At 37.3% G+C, this 19,974-nt stretch carries 20 protein-coding genes; 13 read left to right on the forward strand and 7 right to left on the reverse strand.

Translation table 11 applies throughout. The features are described from left to right. The first annotated feature begins 5 nt into the window (after positions 1–5). The 11 genes from HYG87_RS02750 (at position 6) to trxB (ending at position 12,599) form a co-directional block, all read left to right on the forward strand. A complete protein-coding gene (locus HYG87_RS02750) occupies positions 6–1,208 on the forward strand; it encodes a hypothetical protein (protein WP_211533141.1) in 1,203 nt (400 codons plus the stop codon). 253 nt (positions 1,209–1,461) lie between these two features. Beyond that, positions 1,462–2,448, forward strand: coding sequence for a UPF0104 family protein (locus HYG87_RS02755; RefSeq protein ID WP_249164876.1), 987 nt, complete (start codon positions 1,462–1,464; stop codon positions 2,446–2,448). A 276-nt stretch (positions 2,449–2,724) separates the two neighbouring features. After that, positions 2,725–3,279, forward strand: coding sequence for a helix-turn-helix domain-containing protein (locus HYG87_RS02760; protein ID WP_211533714.1), 555 nt, complete (start codon positions 2,725–2,727; stop codon positions 3,277–3,279). Between the two features lie 27 nt (positions 3,280–3,306). Beyond that, on the forward strand, positions 3,307–4,977 hold the full coding sequence (locus tag HYG87_RS02765; RefSeq protein ID WP_211533715.1) for an AMP-binding protein: 1,671 nt from the start codon (positions 3,307–3,309) through the stop codon (positions 4,975–4,977). Positions 4,978–5,129: 152 nt separating this feature from the next. Continuing rightward, positions 5,130–5,384 carry a 4Fe-4S dicluster domain-containing protein gene (locus HYG87_RS02770; RefSeq protein WP_211533716.1) on the forward strand — a complete coding sequence of 85 codons (255 nt, stop codon included), beginning with the start codon at positions 5,130–5,132 and terminating at the stop codon, positions 5,382–5,384. Then, entirely contained in the window at positions 5,385–6,440 is a 1,056-nt protein-coding gene (gene vorB / locus HYG87_RS02775; RefSeq protein ID WP_211533717.1) for a 3-methyl-2-oxobutanoate dehydrogenase subunit VorB, read from the forward strand. 2 nt (positions 6,441–6,442) lie between these two features. Beyond that, a complete protein-coding gene (locus HYG87_RS02780; protein ID WP_211533718.1) occupies positions 6,443–7,903 on the forward strand; it encodes a 2-oxoacid:acceptor oxidoreductase family protein in 1,461 nt (486 codons plus the stop codon). A gap of 233 nt (positions 7,904–8,136) precedes the next feature. Then, positions 8,137–9,450, forward strand: coding sequence for a Glu-tRNA(Gln) amidotransferase subunit GatD (gatD, locus tag HYG87_RS02785; RefSeq protein WP_211533719.1), 1,314 nt, complete (start codon positions 8,137–8,139; stop codon positions 9,448–9,450). A gap of 40 nt (positions 9,451–9,490) precedes the next feature. Beyond that, a complete protein-coding gene (gene gatE, locus HYG87_RS02790; protein WP_211533720.1) occupies positions 9,491–11,353 on the forward strand; it encodes a Glu-tRNA(Gln) amidotransferase subunit GatE in 1,863 nt (620 codons plus the stop codon). A 52-nt stretch (positions 11,354–11,405) separates the two neighbouring features. Beyond that, the gene (locus HYG87_RS02795; RefSeq protein WP_211533721.1) at positions 11,406–11,615 is read left to right on the forward strand and encodes a hypothetical protein; all 210 of its coding nucleotides are present in this window, start codon (positions 11,406–11,408) and stop codon (positions 11,613–11,615) included. A 75-nt stretch (positions 11,616–11,690) separates the two neighbouring features. Further along, positions 11,691–12,599, forward strand: coding sequence for a thioredoxin-disulfide reductase (gene trxB / locus HYG87_RS02800; protein WP_211533722.1), 909 nt, complete (start codon positions 11,691–11,693; stop codon positions 12,597–12,599). Positions 12,600–12,690: 91 nt separating this feature from the next. Here trxB and HYG87_RS02805 read toward each other — a convergent pair whose 3' ends face one another. Next, positions 12,691–12,855, reverse strand: a complete 165-nt coding sequence (locus HYG87_RS02805; RefSeq protein WP_211533723.1) for a hypothetical protein — start codon at positions 12,853–12,855, stop codon at positions 12,691–12,693. 106 nt (positions 12,856–12,961) lie between these two features. Here HYG87_RS02805 and HYG87_RS02810 point away from each other — a divergent pair, with 106 nt between their 5' ends. Together HYG87_RS02810 and guaA are read left to right on the forward strand one after the other, a co-directional pair. Continuing rightward, entirely contained in the window at positions 12,962–13,528 is a 567-nt protein-coding gene (locus HYG87_RS02810; protein ID WP_211533724.1) for a GMP synthase subunit A, read from the forward strand. 150 nt (positions 13,529–13,678) lie between these two features. Next, on the forward strand, positions 13,679–14,605 hold the full coding sequence (guaA, locus tag HYG87_RS02815) for a glutamine-hydrolyzing GMP synthase (RefSeq protein WP_211533725.1): 927 nt from the start codon (positions 13,679–13,681) through the stop codon (positions 14,603–14,605). 37 nt (positions 14,606–14,642) lie between these two features. Here guaA and HYG87_RS02820 read toward each other — a convergent pair whose 3' ends face one another. From HYG87_RS02820 to HYG87_RS02845, 6 genes are all read right to left on the reverse strand, one after another. Beyond that, positions 14,643–14,906: a zinc ribbon domain-containing protein gene (locus HYG87_RS02820; protein ID WP_211533726.1), complete on the reverse strand. Its 264-nt coding sequence runs from the start codon at positions 14,904–14,906 to the stop codon at positions 14,643–14,645. A gap of 47 nt (positions 14,907–14,953) precedes the next feature. Beyond that, the gene (locus tag HYG87_RS02825; RefSeq protein ID WP_211533727.1) at positions 14,954–15,256 is read right to left on the reverse strand and encodes a hypothetical protein; all 303 of its coding nucleotides are present in this window, start codon (positions 15,254–15,256) and stop codon (positions 14,954–14,956) included. 214 nt (positions 15,257–15,470) lie between these two features. Beyond that, positions 15,471–17,390, reverse strand: a complete 1,920-nt coding sequence (locus tag HYG87_RS02830) for a SpoIIE family protein phosphatase (protein WP_211533728.1) — start codon at positions 17,388–17,390, stop codon at positions 15,471–15,473. 31 nt (positions 17,391–17,421) lie between these two features. Then, positions 17,422–17,826, reverse strand: a complete 405-nt coding sequence (locus tag HYG87_RS02835) for an ATP-binding protein (RefSeq protein WP_211533729.1) — start codon at positions 17,824–17,826, stop codon at positions 17,422–17,424. A 21-nt stretch (positions 17,827–17,847) separates the two neighbouring features. Continuing rightward, a complete protein-coding gene (locus HYG87_RS02840) occupies positions 17,848–18,144 on the reverse strand; it encodes an STAS domain-containing protein (protein WP_211533730.1) in 297 nt (98 codons plus the stop codon). Between the two features lie 64 nt (positions 18,145–18,208). Then, on the reverse strand, positions 18,209–19,951 hold the full coding sequence (locus HYG87_RS02845) for an MATE family efflux transporter (protein WP_211533731.1): 1,743 nt from the start codon (positions 19,949–19,951) through the stop codon (positions 18,209–18,211). Positions 19,952–19,974: the final 23 nt, after the last annotated feature.

The raw sequence follows: 19,974 nt of genomic DNA on the forward strand, positions 1-19,974 counted from the left end.
TTTGCATGCAAAAAACAAAAACACTTGCTCCAATTACTGATTTGTTTGATCCAAGTTATAAACTTTCCTATTTTTGCGAAGGTTTGTCAAAATATGTTGAAAATCAACTAAAATCCTGCAAAAAAGAATATAAAGTATCTAAAACATTAAAAACATGGCATAAAAAAGATATTTTTCATATTGAGATGTTGGAAGCCTTTTGTCCGGAATGTTTCACCAGATCCGTGATCAAAAATGGTGTTAAAGGAAGAAAACTCATATTTTATAATAAAAAAAAGATTAAAACCGAAATTCAAGCATATAAATGCAAAAAATGTAATAAAAAATTTAATACAGATATATCAGAACTTATTGAGAATAATAGTAATTTCACGCGTGATTTTAAGAGTAAATGTCTTGAATTAGTAGGTTTATTCTTTGGATCATTGCGTAACGTTGCTTATAAAGTTAAAAAAGACACAGGAATCCATATTTCACATCAAACAATTGAAAACTGGATCCTTGAATATAAAAATAAAAAAAAAGATTCTAAATATCGTTATTCGGGATATTACATTTTTGATGTAGAGTGGGTTAAAATTAAAGGTGTATGGAATTACCGATTCACTTTAATCGACAGTAAACAGGATATTATTGTTGCAGACAAAATATACTCTAAAGAGAATTCTAAGAACATCAAAGAGTTTTTAGATCAAAATACTCGAAATAAAAATAGAATTGCCATTACCACTGATTTAGATGAGAAATATAAACCAATTATCGAAGAATTAGGGTTTAAACACCAATGGTGTTTATTTCACACATTTAAAAACTTTAACAAAATCATAAAGAACTATATTAAACAAAATAAAGTATCAAAAGAAGAAATAAACAAAATAAAAGAAGAAAAAGAAGAAATATTCAATTTATTTCAAGTTGGATCATTAAAAAATGCTAGAAATAAATTTAACCAAGTTTTAGTTAAAATTAAAGAGTATTCGAAGATTATTCAATTTATTATCATTAATTCGTTGCGTCCTTACTTTAAAACTTTCTTCGCGTTCTTAGATGATAAAAATATCCAGCGAACATCTAACAAAATAGAAAACATCTTTCAAAAAACCTTTCCTAAAAGTGTTAAGAAGCTAATGAAGATTAAAAATGGTGTAATGTCACGAATAAACATCAGAAAAGAAATTCAGTATCAGAAAAAGGTTTTCGACAATTAACCCCCAAGTTTTTGACAGAGCCTTATTTTAATGTATTAATAGATAAAATAAATATTTAATCTAAATATAGTAATTTTAATAAATCAAAGAAAATCAGGGAGTTTATTTTTTCTTGGTTTTCAATTTTATTCACGTTAGCTAGCCAGAATAAATATTAATTGTTGAGGAAAATTACTATAATAGTATGGTAACCTATAGTAATAATTAAATAAAGAGATTGAAGATGCGATATAAAACTTTAGTACTGTTATTAATGGGGATTGGAACTCTTATTGGAATGATCCTATTTATAGGACCCGGTAATATTGAAAGTGCTATTAAAATGGCTAATTCGTCATATATCGCTTTTGCAGTACTTATCCAGTTTGTCATTTATGGTTTATGGACCTGGAGATGGTCCATAAATATAAATGCTGTCCATATACCTATAAAAAAAATACATGTTTTTCCAATGGTAATGGTAGGTATGGCTGTAAATAACATTACTCCCAGCGCACGGGGAGGTGGAGAACCTGTAAGAGGTTATATCCTTAGCAAATATTCAGGTTCTTCATTTGAAAAATCATTTGCAACAGTAATAGCCGATAGAGGACTTGATACATTCCCATTCATAGTTTTAGCAATAATTACTATAGTTGGTGCTGTTTTTTATTTAAATCTGCCAGATTATGCAATATATGCTCTTATACTTGCAGTTATAGTTTTATCTACACTCTTTTTAATAGTGATTTATATGTCATTTAACCTTGAATTTGGGCATAAAGTATCATTATGGATTGTAGGTCTGATAAAAAAGTTTTCTAAAAAAGATCACAGCCAGCTGGAAGAAAAAGCTGTAAATTCAATCAATAATTTCCAGGCCAGTATGCGAATAATGATCAAAAATAGAAACGTCATATTATACAGTATACCCATATCTTTTCTAATATGGATTTTAGAAATATTCAGAGTATATCTAATATTTTCTGCATTTAATGTAGAAATATCCTTTTTGATTATTGCACAGGTATTTATAATATCTACTTTAATTGGATTGATCCCTCTTCTTCCCGGTGGTTTAGGTGCCATTGACGGAGTTATGATACTCTTATTTTCTGCTGCAGGTGTTCCACCATCAATAAGCGCAGCCGCAACTCTTGTTGAACGTTTTGTATCGCTTTGGATGACCTCAATTATTGGTATTGCTATGATTCCTTATTTTGGAACAACTTTAATTAAAAGGATAACAAAAAAAGTATAATGTTTTCCAATAAAAAACCAATAAAGATTACATGTTTTTTATAACTGGACGATTATTTTCAAATAAATAGGGTATTTCTCACCAGGACAAAGCTAACTTATTTATTGGCAATTAGAGATTAATGAAAATTATTGAAAGCCGGTAAAATTAAAATAGTTCCCCTAATAAAAAAATTTATTAAAACTAGCCAGAAGACCATTAAAAAAATAATCCTGGCTTAAGATGAGTATCTAATTTACATTATTGGGATAGTTTATACACTCTGGAGGTGTTATCATGCAGGAGAAATCAAAAGAAATAGGTGCACGGGTAATGGAGATGAGAAAAATATCCCAGATAACCGACAGTGAAATGGCAGATTTCCTTAACATGCCCTTAGAGACTTATAATAAATACGAATCTGGTGAAAAGGACATACCAGCCAGCGTGCTTTATGAAATTGCCCATAAATTTAAGGTTGATTTGGGGCTGCTACTTACTGGAGAAGAAACCAGGATGCATATCTTCAGTGTAACCCGTAAAAATAAAGGAGTGGCGGTGGAAAGACAGAAGCAGTATAAATACGAAAATTTAGCTGAAAAATTCATTCATAAAAAAGCAGAACCATTTATTGTTACGGTAGAACCCCAAAGTAAGTCTAAAAAACCCTCCACCAATTCCCATCCCGGACAGGAATTTAACTATGTTTTAGAGGGTAGTATGAAAATTTATATCCATAACCATGAAATAGTGCTAAATGAAGGAGATTCCATTTTCTTTGATTCATCCTATCAACATGCTATGGAGGCTTTAAATGGAAAGCCAGCCAGGTTTTTAGCCATGGTAATGTAAATAATATTGATTATAGAGGTGTTTTAAATGTCTTCTTTACTTAAAGAATTTGTTAATAAGGTTGATTTTGATTCCTATAACGATTTCAATGATAATTTCAGGATAGTGGTCCCTGAATCATTTAATTTTGCCTATGATGTGGTGGATCGCTATGCAGAAGAAAAACCGGACAAGGTGGCCCTGGTGTGGTGTGATGATCATGGCCAGGAAAAAATATTCACCTTCCAGGATATGCAGACCTATTCTAATAAAGCTGCTAATTTCTTTAAAAAATGTGGAATTAAAAAGGGAGATCGGGTGATGCTCACCCTTAAAAGCAGATATGAATTCTGGTTTTCCATTCTGGGACTGCACAAGATTGGAGCCATTACTATCCCTGCCACCCACATGTTAAAGGCTAAAGATATTGTGTACCGCATAGAAAAAGCTAAAATAAAGATGGTGGTATGTATTGGTGAAGACGGAGTCCCGGAAAACTTTGATAAAGCTCAAGAAAAACTTGAAACCCCGGTAATTAAATCTATGGTAGGGGATGAAGATCGGGACGGCTATTTGAACTTCCGAAAGGAAATAGAAGAAGCTTCCCCTATTTTTATTCCTGGTGAAGATGAAAAATCCATAAAAAACAGCGATGTCTCCCTGGTTTATTTTTCTTCCGGGACTACAGGGATGCCTAAAATGATACAACATGATTTCACATATCCTTTAGGCCATATCATAACTGCCAAATACTGGCAAAATGTTAAAGAAGGTGGTGTGCATTACACCGTAGCAGATACTGGCTGGGCCAAGGCCATGTGGGGGCAAATCTATGGGCAATGGATTGCTGGAAGTGCAGTATTTGTCTATGATTATGATCGTTTTGATGCAGGTAAAATGCTGGAAAAGTCAAGTCAATATGGAGTAACCACTTTTTGTGCTCCCCCCACCATTTACCGATTTTTGATTAAAGAAGATCTCAGAGAGTATGATTTATCCAGCATAGAATACGCAGTAACGGCCGGAGAGCCCTTGAACCCGGAGGTATACAATAAGTTCTATGAGTTTACTGGATTGAAATTAAGGGAGGGTTTTGGTCAAACCGAATGTGTGGTTTGTATTGCCAACTTCCCCTGGCTGGAACCCCGCCCGGGATCCATGGGTAAGCCTTCTCCCGGTTATAAGATTGAACTTTTAGATAAGAATCTCCATCAGGTGGATGTAGGTGAAGAAGGAGAAATAGTAATGAATACCATTGCAGGTAAACCACTGGGTTTATTTGATGGTTACTATCGTGATGAGGAAAAAACCAGCCAGGTATGGTATGATGATTATTACCATACCGGTGATACGGCCTGGATGGATGAAGATGATTATCTGTGGTTTGTAGGTAGAACTGATGATATGATAAAAAGTTCTGGTTACCGGATAGGGCCCTTCGAAGTCGAAAGTGCGGTTATTTCCCACCCCTCAGTACTGGAGTGTGCTATTACTGGATATCCTGATCCAGTTAGAGGTCAGGTAGTTAAAGCTACCGTAGTTCTCTCCAGGGGTTATGAACCCTCGGATGAATTAAAAAAAGAAATTCAGGATCATGTGAAAAAAGTAACCGCCCCCTATAAATATCCCCGGGTAGTCGAATTCGTGGAGGAACTACCTAAAACCATAAGTGGAAAAATTAGAAGAGTGGAAATTAGAAGCGAAGATCAGATAGAATAGTAAAATCATTTATCTGGATTCTATAAACCACTTAATTATAAAAAAATTCTAAATTGATTAAGGTTGTGAGTATGCTCACCTACCGGATTCATTTATCCTTAGATAAATACTAAATTATATTCAGAGATAATAAATTTTGAGAAGGATTATATATGAAAGCTTCTAAAAAATCAGGTGCTTGCCCTGTTATCAATATTGATGAGTGTAAAGCCTGCGATAGATGTATTTTAGCCTGCCCTCGTGATGTACTTGAAATGAGTATGGATTTGAATAAGAGGGGTTACCACTATGTGGTCTATAAGGGGGAAGGATGTAATGGATGTGGAAACTGTTACTATACCTGTCCTGAACCCCTGGCCATTGAAGTGCATATTCCCCGAAAAGTTAAACCTCAGGAGGATGAATAAATGGCCACCCAGATGGTAAAAGGAAATACTGCAGTTATTATTGGAGCGATGTATGGTGGTTGTGATTGTTATTTCGGATATCCTATTACACCAGCCAGTGAAATATTGCATGAGGCTTCAAAATATTTCCCCATGGTGGGAAGAAAAGTTGTGCAGGCTGAATCAGAAGAAGCAGCTATTAATATGGTTTATGGTGGGGCTGCCGCCGGTCACCGGGTAATGACTGCCTCTTCTGGTCCAGGAATCAGTCTCAAGCAGGAGGGAATTTCATTTTTGGCAGGGGCAGAGTTACCTGCAGTAATAGTTAATATCATGCGGGCCGGGCCGGGTTTAGGAAACATTGGTCCCGAACAATCTGATTACAACCAGATTGTTAAAGGGGGCGGCCATGGAAATTATAAAAATATCGTGCTGGCCCCTAATAGTGTGCAGGAAATGTGCGATCTCACCATCAAGGCCTTTGAACTGGCAGATAAATACAAGAACCCGGTGGTAGTACTGGCTGATGGAGTACTGGGGCAGATGGCCGAGCCATTAAGTTTCCCCGCAGAAGCTATTGAACCTCATATAGATACCTCCTGGGCAGTAAGTGGTAATAAAAAGACCATGAAAAACCTGGTAACATCCATTTTCCTGGACTTTAATTTGCTGGAAGAATTTAATTTCCAATTACAGGAAAAATATGAAATTATAAAAGAAAATGAAGTTGCCTACCAGGAATATAAAGTGGAGGATGCTTCCATCATACTGGTATCCTATGGTATCAGCAGCCGTATCTGTCGCAGTGCAGTAGATTTAGCCCGTTTAGAAGGAATAAAAGCAGGTTTACTCCGGCCCATAACCCTCTATCCTTTCCCGGAAGAACGATTATCCCAGCTGGCCCGGGAAAATAATTGTAAATTCATATCAGTGGAGATGAGTAATGGACAAATGAGGGAGGATATTAAAATGGCCATTAGTTGCCAGGATGTGGAGCTGGTAAATCGTATGGGTGGTAACCTCATTGGGCTGGATGATGTGATGAAAAAGATAAGGTCCCTGGCAGGAGCTGATTAAAAATGGCATCAAATGTAAACTCATCCCCTGAAGGGGATATGAAAGTAATTAAAAAACCCCGTTCCATGCCGGATGTATTTGAAAGGAAAGGGGGTAGCGCCCCTACGGCTACTCATTACTGTGCCGGTTGTGGTCATGGTATAATACATAAATTAATGGCAGAAGCAATGGATGAACTGGAGATACAGGAAAGATCTGTGATGATTAGTCCGGTGGGATGTGCCGTGTTTGCTTACTACTACTTCGACTGTGGTAATGTCCAGGTAGCCCATGGTAGGGCTCCTGCTGTGGGTACTGGTATTTCCCGGGCAGAAGATGATTCTGTGGTTATTTTATACCAGGGTGATGGTGACCTGGCCTCTATTGGATTGAATGAAACTATTCAGGCAGCTAATCGTGGGGAAAAAATGGCAGTTTTCTTTGTAAATAACACCGTGTATGGTATGACCGGGGGGCAGATGGCTCCCACTACCCTCTTAGGAGAGGTAACTGTCACCTGTCCCGAAGGAAGAGACCCTCGTTTTGCAGGATACCCTTTGCACATGTGTGAACTTTTAGATAACCTGCAGGCTCCCGTATTTATTGAGAGAGTATCTGTATCCGATATTAACCATATACGCAAAGCAAAAATAGCCATAAAAAAAGCCCTGAAAATTCAAAAAGAAGGTAAAGGGTATGTTTTTGTAGAGATTCTCTCCCCCTGTCCCACCAATTTAAGGCAAGATGCTGAAGCAGCGGAAAAATTCATTAACGAGGAAATGGAAAAGGAATTTCCACTTAAACGGTTCCGTGATAAGTCTTCCCAGGTAGAATCCCTCTACCGGGGGGAAAGTGATTTTTCAAAGGATTCCCTGGATGAAATATTTAATATCAATACTGACAGCGCTCCTGAAGCAGTTAATGACCCTGATTTTAAAGAAAAGCACCTTAAAATTGCTGGTTTTGGTGGTCAAGGAGTATTAAGTATGGGGCTTACACTGGCCCAGGCTGCCTGTATGGAAAAGCGGCATGTTTCCTGGTATCCTTCCTATGGTCCGGAACAACGAGGAGGAACCTCCAGTTGTGCAGTAGTTCTCTCGGGTGAAACCATCGGTTCACCAGCTGTTGCCAGACCAGAAGTACTAATAGCATTTAATAAACCTTCTCTGGATGAATTTGCAGGAAATGTAATTCCCGGAGGATTAATTATCTATGATTCTACTTCTACTGAATTTAATCCTCCAGAAGGCATTAAAACCATTCCTGTACCTGCTATGAAAATTGCAAAAAGTATGGGAGTAAAAAGAGCCGCCAATACTGTGGTTTTAGGGGTTTTAATGGAACTGGGTTACACCCAGCTTAATGCTACCGCATTTGCCCAGGCAGTTAAACATACCTTTGCCCTTAAACCAGAACTGGTAGATATGAACCTGAAAATATTAGAAGCAGGGGCTAAGTGGGCCCGGGAAAATATTAAGGAATGATTAACATCTTATTCATGTTAATTTGAATATCTTTAAGAAGTACCGAAAAAATTCCCCTGTTTTTTTTCTTTTTATTTTATAGAATTTCATTAAAAAAGAGATTTCTTAATTTATTTGAATTATAGCCTGACTTATTTTTTAAAATTTATTAGTAATTAAAATTAATAGTAACATTGTATTCCCATAAATAAGAATTAAAATTTCTGTGATTATAATAATTAAAAGTGATTTTTATGAATTATCGAGGATCTGCCAAAAAATTACTGGAATCATCAGGTATCTCTATAGGAGACCTTATACTAATTGAAAAAGACGATGTTAATTATCAGGGTATGGTTTTGGATCGATCAGCGGATGCTGATGATCAACATATAGTTTTAAAAATGGATAGCGGATATAATATTGGTGTTAATATATCTAATTCTAATTTGAAGCTTCTAGAAAAAGGTGAAAAACCTAAATTGGATCTTAAGCCCCTTGTTATTAAAGAAGATCCTGATAAAAAAGATATCTCTATTATCTCCACCGGAGGTACGGTGGCTTCTATTATTGATTATAAAACCGGTGCGGTTCACCCGGCATTCACTGCAGAAGACCTTTTAATAACTAATCCTGAACTTCTGGATATGGCCAATATCAAGGGTAAAGCCATATGCAACATATTAAGTGAAAATATGAAACCGGAATACTGGGTTAAATCTGCACGCTCCATATATGATGAAATAAATGAGGGAGCCTATGGAGTGGTAGTGGCTCATGGAACTGATACCATGCACTACACTGCAGCAGCTTTGAGTTTCATGCTGGAAACTCCAGTTCCCATAGTAATTACCGGAGCCCAACGTAGTTCCGATAGGCCCTCATCAGATGCCTTTTTAAACCTTCTTAATTCAGTAGGTGCAGCTAAATCAGATTTAGCAGAAGTAACGGTGTGCATGCATGCGGGTAGTGATGATACTTACTGTTACCTCCATCGAGGTACCAAGGTGCGTAAGATGCATACCTCCCGTCGGGATACCTTCCGCAGCATCAACACCACACCCCTGGCCCGTATGAAGGAAGGAGAAATAGAAATCATCACCAGCGGGAAAGGGTATAAATCCAGAGGAACGGTTGAATTAAAATTAAATGACTATTTAGAACCAGATGTAGCATTTATTAAAAGTTTCCCCGGTATAACTGGAGAGATAATTGATTATCATCTGGACAAAGGTTATAAAGGGATTGTATTAGAAGGTACCGGTCTGGGTCATTGCCCTGATCAGCTGATTCCTTCCCTGGAAAGGGCGGCAGACTATCAGGTGCCGGTGGTTATGACCTCCCAGTGTATGTATGGAAAGGTTAATATGAATGTTTATAGTACCGGTCGGAGGCTCATTAAAGCCGGAGTTATATCGGGAGGGGACATGCTGGGAGAAACAGCTTATGTAAAGCTCTCCTGGGCTTTAGGTCACTGCGAAAAATTGGAAGAAGTAAAAAAGATAATGGAAACTAATATAGCGGGAGAAATAGAAGAAAAGTCTTCACTGGATTACTTTTTACAATAAATTGGTTTAAAAATATGATTTTAATTATTACGGTGATTTCATGGACTGGGAAAAATTAGGACTCAAAATGGGGCTGGAAATCCACCAGCAACTGGATACTAAAAGCAAATTATTTTGCCCCTGCAGCAGTAATTTAACTGATAAAAAAGCAGATTATAAAATATTGAGGAACTTGCGCCCTACCCAAAGTGAATTAGGGAAAATTGACCGGGCAGCATTTCAGGAAGCCCGGAGAAAATTACGTTTTTTATATGAAGCTTACTCTCAGGAAACATGTCTGGTAGAAGCAGATGAAGAACCACCCCACCCCCTTAATCTGGAAGCAGTGGAGTTAGCCATTGTAGTTGCTTCTCTATTGAATATGAAGGTGGTGGATGAGTTCCATACCATGCGAAAGCAGGTTATTGATGGTAGTAATACAGGAGGTTTTCAAAGAACAGGCCTGGTGGCTACCCATGGTTTCCTGGAAACCAGTCAGGGAAAGGTAGCTATAGAAAACCTTTGTTTAGAAGAAGACGCCGCAAGGAGAATAGAAACAACCAATAAGGGCGTTAAATTCCGTCTGGATAGGTTGGGTATTCCTCTTTTGGAGATAACCACCGATCCTTCTATTCACCACCCGGAACAGGTGAAAGAAGTAGCTTATCAGTTAGGGCAGGTTTTAAGAAGCACAAAAGTTAAAAGAGGTCTGGGAACTATCAGGCAGGATTTAAATATATCTATTCGTGATGGTGCCCGGGTAGAAGTTAAAGGAGTTCAGGACCTGGATCTAATGCCTACCATGGTGCAACGAGAAGTGGAACGTCAAATAAAATTAATAGAAATAAGGGATACCTTAATAAAAAGGAAAGCCAGTGTGGAAGATGAAATATTAGATGTTAAATCTGTTTTTGAAGATACAGATTCTAAGATAATTGCCACTGCCCCGGCAGTAAAGGGCTTGAAGCTTACCGGATTTGCAGGGTTAGTGGGTATGGAAATACAGCCCGGTCGTCGTCTGGGTACTGAATTTTCCAGTTATGCTAAAAAATTAGGAGTATCTGGAATATTCCACACAGATGAGCTACCCGCCTATGGCATAAGTTCCCAGGAAGTGGATAGATTAAAAGAATTTGCCGGTGCCGGTGCCGAAGATGCAGTTATTATTGTAGCACATCAAGAAGAAATAGCCCTAGGGGCCCTGGAAGAAGTAAAAAGAAGGGCTATAATGTGTTTTGAGGGAGTGGTGGAAGAAACCCGTAAAGCCCTTCCTGAGGGGAATACCGAATACATGCGCCCTCTTCCCACATCCAGCCGAATGTATTTAGAAACCGATATCCCTACTTTCACCATTACCCGCCAAAAGGTGCAAAAAATAAAAAATAATCTTCCTGAGCTTCCCCAGGAAAAAAAAGAAAGAATAGAATCAAAGTATAATTTAAGTGAGGATCTATCCAGCCAGCTACTTAAAAGAGATAAAGTAGATGACTTTGAAAAGATAATGAACAATTTAAAGGTGGATCCCACTGTAGTTGCTTCTTTACTGGCTTATTCTTTAAGAGAGCTTAAAAGAGAAGGGCACAGTCTGGATAGATTGGACCTGGAGACCCTGATAAATACTTTGAAATTATTAGAAGAAGATAAAATATCTAAAGATGCTATAAACTCCATATTAATTCATGTTTCACAGGAAAATACATCTCCTCTAGAAGCTGCCGAAGCACTGGATTTGTTGATGTTAAAAGAATCTGATGTAGAAGACATAATCCAAAAAATAATTTCCCAAAAAGAGGATATGATAAAACAAAGAGGTATGGGTAGTATGGGGCCTCTAATGGGGATAGTGATGAAAGAGTTAAAAGGTAAAGCTGACGGAAAACTTGTAAATAAAGTATTAAAAGAGACCATACAGCAATTTTTATAAATATTAGTCCGATTAATAAAATTTTCCTATTTAAAAATTTGAGGTGAATAATATGGAAGTACCCTGGATAAGAATAATAACTGGAGTGGGGATTGGTAAAACACTGGATGTTACTGAAGACCCTGATTTAGAATCAATAAATTTAAAAGAAGACCGTGTGGAGTTAACTTATAAACAACTAAGGCCAGCAGGCCCGGGAAAGGTAGTATATTTTTACAGTGGGATAATTGGAATTGAACACGGTCTTTATGAAGATAAATAAGAAAATATTCCAATTATTTTAAATCCAGGAAGATTTAATTTAATTATTTAAGTTAATAGCAAAGGAAAGGGTAGAATGGAATCATATGATATAATAATTATTGGAGCAGGGCCTGCAGGATTAGCAGCAGGTATTTATGCCGGTAGGCAGGGTACAAGTACTTTAATCTTAGAAAAAGGTCCAGCTGGTGGTCTGGGATTAGAAGTACCCATGATGGAGAACTATCCTGGCTATGAGATGATTGCCGGGATGAGTCTTATTAATGAAACAAAAAAACAGGTATTAAAAACCACTCCCCTGCATGAAAGGGAAGAAGTAGAGTCTGTAAAATCAGATAACGGTTCTTTTATTATTAAAACCATTAATGATCAGTATCATGCCCGGGCCTTAATTTTCAGTACCGGTAGTAAACACAGAACTTTAGATGTTCCGGGAGAAATAAAGTTGCTGGGTCGGGGAGTATGTTACTGCGCCACCTGTGATGGGCCATTATTTGCCGGTAAAAAAGTTTATATGGTGGGGGGAGGAAACAGTGCTGCTCAGGAAGCCATATTTCTTAAAAATATTGGGTGTGATGTTACCCTCATCCACCGGAGAGATGAGTTAAGAGCAGAAAAATACCTGCAGGAAATGCTCAAGGAAAAAAAGATTGATATTATATGGGACACAGTGGTGGAAGAGGTTAAGGGTGATCAGTTTGTGGAATTTTTAGTACTTAAAAATCTTAAGACCTCTATTGTAACTGAAGTTCCAGCCCAGGGGATTTTCATTTCAGTGGGGGATACTCCCATCAATCAACTGGCTAAAAAACTGGGAGTCAAACTGGATGAGCAGGGGTACATTATAACAGATAAATCTCAGAGAACCAATATACCCCAGGTATATGCTGCCGGAGATATAACCGGAGGATATAAACAGTGGATAGTGGCCTGCAGTGAAGGAGCAGTAGCAGCTATGGCCGCCTATGAAGATCTACAAAAATAGAATTTTATTTAATATTTTTTTTATTTGATTTAGAAAATATTTACCTGAATCAGATAAAATATAATTATTTAGTTTAAGGGATAATTAATGGTTAATTGATTTTTCCCTTTTGCTGGGATCCATCCTTTAAAAAGATATATATAACATAGGCTATTATTAATACTACAATAAAAGGAAGTAACCAGAAGAATACGGTGACAATGGCCACTGCCACTAAAAGGGCCACTATAATATAAATTAAGTCTCTTGTTTCCATATTATAAAAATTTTGTAAAGGGACTATAAATATATTTCTAATTATAATAAAAAAATCCACTTAAAGATTTTATTTTCACAAATATAACTTGAGGAGATATTAAAATATGAAAATCCTGGTTGTAAATAATCATGGGCAATACAATCATCGCATACACCGCACCCTGACCTACCTTAAAATCCCATCAGAATTAATAGCAAACACCCTTTCGGTGGAAGAAATACTGCAAAAAGATCCAGCAGGGCTGGTTTTAGGAGGGGGTCCCTCCCTGGATAGATCCGGAAACTGTGGTGAGTACCTTAAAAAAGTAGATGTTCCTATTTTAGGGATATGTCTGGGTCATCAATTAATTGCCCGGGCCTTTGGGGGGGAAGTCTCAACAGCCGATGCCCAGAGTTATGCACAGATACAACTGAATATTCTGGATGAAGATGATATATTCCAGGGTTTAGGCCCTGAAATGAAGGTATGGGCTTCCCATAAAGATGAGGTTAAAAAAATGCCTGAAAATTTTGATGTGCTGGCCAGTTCCACCATATGTGATGTGGAGGCCATGAAACACCACCAGAAACCAGTATATGGTATTCAGTTCCATCCGGAAGTGTACCATACTGAGAATGGTTCCCGAGTTTTTGAAAACTTTTATGAAGTTTGTAAAAATTATAAAAAATAATTAAGCTAATATTGCAACTGAATTAGGCTCCTTAAAAGCCGTTCACTCATAAATTATATTTAAAATGAAGTACTAAATTTTTATTAATTAAATTGTAGGAACTCTTTTAATTTGTATTCCTATTATTCTTAACTTATTCAAGGTGAAAAAATGTTGAATCCATCTGATTTTATAAAAGAATCCATTAAAGATATAAAAAAGACTGTAGGGGACGGTACTGCAGTAATTGCTCTTTCAGGAGGAGTTGATAGTTCAGTAACATCAGTTCTTACTAAAGAAGCGCTGGGAGATAATCTAATAGCTGTTTTTGTAGATCATGGTCTCTTAAGAGAAGGAGAAGCAGAATACGTTAAAAATACATTTGAACCTCGCTTGAACTTTCGTTATGTGGATGCTTCCTCTGAATTCTTAAATGCTCTGGAAGGGGTGAGTGACCCGGAAGAAAAAAGAAAGATCATTGGAAAGATCTTCATTGATGTGTTTGAAAGGGTGGCTGAAGAAGTGGGTGCCCGTTTTCTGGTGCAGGGAACCATTGCCCCGGACTGGATTGAAAGTGAGGGTAATATCAAGTCCCATCACAACCTGGCCTTACCCCATGGACTGGTTTTAGAAATTGTAGAGCCTGTAAGGGAACTCTATAAGGATGAGGTGAGAATAATTGGTAGCGAGCTGGGCCTTCCTGAAGATATGGTGCAGCGTCAGCCTTATCCTGGACCGGGATTAGCTGTAAGAGTGGTGGGAAGTTTAAGTCCAGAGAAAATAGAGATTTGTAGAAAGGCCAATGCCATTGTAGAAGAAGAAGTGCATAAAGAAGGGTTGGATGAATCCCTATGGCAGTACTTTGCCGTTTTAACTGATACCAAAGTCACTGGAGTAAAGGGAGATATTCGGGACTATGGTTACCTGGTGGTACTCCGGATGGTGGAATCACTGGATGCCATGACTGCTGATGTACCGGAATTACCCTGGAATATGGTAAAAACGATATCCCGTCGGATAACTGCAGAAATTCCTGAAGTAACCCATGTGGCACTGTCAGTTAGTGATAAACCACCCAGTACCATTGAATTTGCTTAAAAAAAAAAAAATAATAATTTTTTAAAAAAAAATCTTTTTATTTTTTCCATCGCTCTAACTGGGGTATGCCCCGGGTAAATACCCAGGCAATTGGTCGGGGCATTCCCTGTTCTTTCATTTTTTCAATACAAAACTTCTGCATTTTCTGGGGAGTGTCTATTTCTGGACTGGTAAATTCACCATCAACCAGACAATAAGAGCAGTATTTTAGACTTTTTGACCCATTTTTATTGGTCCCTCCAGTTTGAGGGTCTTTTTTAAGGGGCATTCCACAACTTTGACAGAATTTATATTCCTTCATAATTATACCTCCTAGCCTTCAGGTTACCACCTTATATAATTTATTTATTATAACCTTTTATCAGGGATTCTCTGGTGATCAGCAACCCCTTTTCCTGTGGGTGAGCCATCATATCCTTTAGATGATTTTTTAGAACCTTTATTTATACAGGGCCTTATGAGGCCACGTTCCAGAACATATCCTTTCTTAGATAAGAGATTCAAAACTTCCTTAAAATCAACCCGGGATAAATCAGAAAAATCATTTTTTAATGTATTATATAATCTTCTTTCAAGATAAACAGCTTTATGTTCCTTTAAAATTTCATCTGCCCTTTTTTCTATCTGTGATATTTTATCATTATCCGTCATTTTTTATTCTCCCGGAAAATTTGAAGCCTTTATAATATTATCACATGATATCTTCTTCTTAAATAATGTAAATTTCTAAAACCTGACTAAATAATAAATTAATGAATTTTTACTTATATAACACCAAAATTAAATGCAAAGTTTTATTGGGGTAAGATAAATTTCCAGATGGTATTAAATGGATTATCCCCTTAAATTGATGGACTTTTTAATGTTATTTTTTATATTCCAGAATCATCATGGTAATATCATCAAACTGTTCTCTATCTTCTACAAAGCTATCAATTTTTCCTTTAACAAAGGATAATGTCTCACTCAGGCTTAAATTATAGGTATTATTCATGATGTACTGTAAATTGGAATCCCCGAATAGTTCATCCTGGGGGTTTATGGCTTCAGTTATACCATCGGTATAGAGGTAAATCCTATCTCCTGTTTTTAAGATAAGTTCCTGTTCCTGGTATAGTATGTCCTCCATGCCGGCTAAAACAAATCCTGGTTTTGATTTTAGCCATTTATAATCATTTTCACCCTTTTTGATAAGAGGAGGATTGTGTCCCGCATTAACATAGGTTAATTTCCCGGTTGAAATCTCTAAAATCCCCATCCAGGCTGTTACAAACATGCTCTCTTCATTTCCCTCATTAAGTTGATTATTCACGATATTGAATACTTCCGACGGAGTTTTATCTAACTGAGCCTGGTTTTTAATTAAAGTCTTGGCAATTACCATGAATAAGGCGGCGGGTACTCCTTTACCAGATACATCACCTATTACCAGGGCCAGATGGTTATCATCCACCAGGAAAAAATCATAAAAATCCCCTCCCACTTCCCGGGCAGGGATATTAGCCGCATATACCTCAAATTCATTCCTTTCTGGAAAAGCAGGAAATTTTCGGGGCAGCATATCTGCCTGTATCTTTTGGGCAACATTTAATTCGGCATTTATCCGTTCTTTTTGGGCGGTTGCTTCTTTTAGATTTTCAATATAATCTTCCAGATCCTGGACCATTTGTTGGAAGGAATGGGCTAAAATACCCACTTCAGTATCTGTCCGGGCATATACTTTACAATAGCGGGTGATATCCTGGCTATCAATTTTATTTTGACGGCGGATATAATTACTTAAAAGGTAAGATATGGATTCGATAGGTTGGGTGATTTGTTTTTCAATATACCATAAGCACGCTATAGCCGAAATATAAAATATGGTGATGATAAGGGTGATGTTAAGGTACACTGCTTCCCAGAATTCTGCCAGATTACTGCCTATTTCAGTTATACTGTAATAGGAATTTATGGCAGTTAAAAGAGTAACCAGGGCACCAATAACAATAAACATGACAATTAATTTTTCAGTTAAAGAAATCCGAACCGGACTGGTCTTTTCATCTATTTTACAGCTTAGTGGCTTAAAACAATAGGCCATCACCAGTAAATAAAAGGTGATGCCTACCAGAAGTTCCCCATTTGTAGTTCCAGAGTAGATAATATAAATAGCATATACGCCCCCCATTATTAAGGCCAGAATTAGCAGGAAATCAAATATAAGTGGATTTATCTTTGCTTTTTTACTGATTTCTGGTTGGTAGAAGGATAGGCCATAGAGGTTGGCCCCTACAATAATCAGGGTTCCCAGCATCAGGGAAAAGTCAAAGTTATTAAAGGCAAAAAGGAGGGTGGTAAATGAAACCAGACTGGAAATTTCCAGATTTTCCATTAAAAGGCCCAAAAGTCCCGCCATTACCAGGGAAGAAATGAAAATGATTATTATGAATTTTATTAAATTATGAACTGAATTTAAGCGAGGAAAGGTGGGGTTTTTTTTATCCAGAGTGTACCACAGTTTGTAGGGAAGGTAACCATATAAAAACTGGGCTAAAAAACTAATAAGAAAGATTTCTGGAGGATAACCAATGGATATATCTGCGGCCAGATTACCAATTGCAGCCCCCAGGGCCCCCCAAGGACCAAATATCAAACCTAAAGCAGGCGGAAGAGCACTGGCTGGTCTTAATTCGGATACGGCTATAATCTGAAAAAAATAGTGAAAAGGGAGAGTCAGCAGGAAGGTGATTATGCTGGAAAATATTAGACGAACAAGATGGGTTTTAATTGCTGATTTATGCATGTAATTACCCTTTAATAGTTTTAATATGATGCTATAGTGTCTTTTGCAGGGTTAGAATATTACAGCCATTTCTATAGGCATAATCCACCTGATCCATGAATTTTTTAATGAGATAAATTCCCCACCCGCCCTTTTTTTTATTCTCTATCTTTAGAGAGCGTTCTGGATCTTTGTTTTCCAGGGGATTGTAGGGGATTCCCTGGTCTATAAACTGGATGGTTATTTGTAATGGATTTTCTTTTAATTGGGATTTAATCTGGATTTTACCTTCATCCTGGTAGGCATAGCGGACAATATTTACATAAACCTCTTCCAGGGCCAGTTCCAGTTCCAATTTTTTAGAAGGATGGTATTTTACATGAGATAATTCTTGATTAATAAACTTATATACTCTCTCCAGGTTTTCCAATCTGGCCAGTAGAGTTATTTCACCCATATAAATCAGTTTAACTTTAATTCAGGCAATGGTTAGAATATCAATAAAGCCGGTGGCTTCAAAAACTTCCATTACAAAATCATTCACATTGGTGATAATCATGGTGCCCTGTTTATTCATGGTTTTCTGGGTGGAGAGAATAAGGCGTAGCCCTGCACTGGAGATATACTTCAACTCTTTAAAGTCCAGTATTAACTCTTTAACCCCGTGAAGATCTTTTTTTAGTTCTTCTTCTAAAATAGGTGAGGTGTTGGTATCCAGCCGGCCTTCTAATTTTATTTCCAGTTTAGATTCTGCTACTACTTTATCAATATTCATGTTAAAGGCTCCTAAAAAATCCAGTTATTAGAATAATTTTTTTATCATGTTTCCTATACTATATTTATCTTTTAATGGTAATAACCGTACTATTTAATCCTATAACCCGGGCATAGCTTATATCATCGGCCATTTTATGTAGAACGGCGATATTTTCAAAGGAATCTTTTTCCTCTGGAGAGTAATTAGAGGGATTGAATTCTACCCCTGAATCTTTAAAGGCCAGGGTGATTTCCTTATCCTCTATACGGGATATGATATCCATATATTCAATTTTATCTTCATTATAATTTATGGTATTTATAGCCATCTCTTCCAGGGTCAGACCTATGCGCAGTGCTATTTTTTCATCCACTCCATTTTCAGTGGCAAAGTCAATTATTTTTTCAGATAATCCCACCACATCTTCTACCGAGTTTCCAATGGTCACATCCAGCACCGGTGTTTTACGGTGATTCCCCAGTAATAGGAATCCGGAATACTCACCCCCTGATTTTTGGGAAATAATCCTGCTGGCCGCGTATATCAGGAGAATGGTACCTACTTCTGCTATTAAAAATGATATCCATATACCATCAGCACCTATTACTCCAGAGAGTATATAAGCAGCAGTTACAGGAATGAGAAGTCCCTGGGTTATGGAAATAAGAAAGGACAATTCCTTTTGTTGTATGGCCTGGGTGTAAAAAAGCATTAAGAAGGTAATGGCCGTCCCCGTAATACTTAAAGATAGTATGCGTATGGCATTTATCCCCACTGAAATATCCTGGGGGTTACTGACCCCAAATAGGTTGAGTAGTTCCCCCGGGAAGGTAAAAAAAATCAGGGTGAATATTCCTCCGGCTGCTAAAACTATTTTAAAGGAGGTGTTGATAGTGTATTTAACTCCGTAGTAGTCTTTTTCCTGGAAGTAAATGGAAACAATGGGGGACATGGCCTGGGAGGTTCCAATCAAAAACATGTAAATGATAAAAAGACTATTATAAAAAACCGAAAAGGCAGTCAGTCCTCCTTTACCCACCACCAGGGAGATAAGGCTATTTATGAAAAACAATTTAAGGGTTAAGAATAACTGCAGGGATGCCGGAGGAAACCCAATTTTTACTATATCCCACAGGGAATATAATTTTATTTTCATCAAGGATATGAAGTGCATGGTACGGTCTTTAGAGAAGAAATACTGCATTATGAATATTGTTCCCACTGTATATCCGGTAATGGTTGCCAGGGCAGCTCCCTGTATATCCATTCCCAGAACCAGAATGTAAAATAAGTCCATTATCAGGTTGACCACATTGGCTATTAAAAGAGCGTAGAATGATAATCTGGGTTTGCCATCTGCCCGGATAAAATAGGCAATTCCCATGAGGATAAATAATAATGGTGATCCTAAAAAGTAAACTCCCAGGAACCTTTCAACCAGAAAAGCCAGCTGTGGATTAGTGGTAAGGGCTGATACCAGGTTTTCCATAAATAGGAGTCCTGATAAGGAAAATAAAACCCCAATGGTAATTAATAGGAGTACTGATACGGTGAAATACATGTTACTTTTTTCTTCATCCCGTTCGGCCTTGGCCACCGCAGATAATAGGGATCCTCCTAAACCCACCATCCAGTAGATTAAATTAATGAAGGTTATGATAGGGGCAATTAGGGCCATGGCTGAAATATTGGCCGGCCCTAAAAAATTACCTACAATCAGGGTGTCCATGAAAGTGCTGATATTCATGGCCATGGACATGAGCAGGGTGGGCAGGAAAAATTCTTTGAATTTGGCATATACCAGTTGATAGTTTCTTTCATACATTATAAATCCCCATATATGGACAC

The sequence above is a fragment of the Methanobacterium alkalithermotolerans genome (assembly GCF_018141185.1).
Lineage (GTDB): Archaea > Methanobacteriota > Methanobacteria > Methanobacteriales > Methanobacteriaceae > Methanobacterium_F > Methanobacterium_F alkalithermotolerans.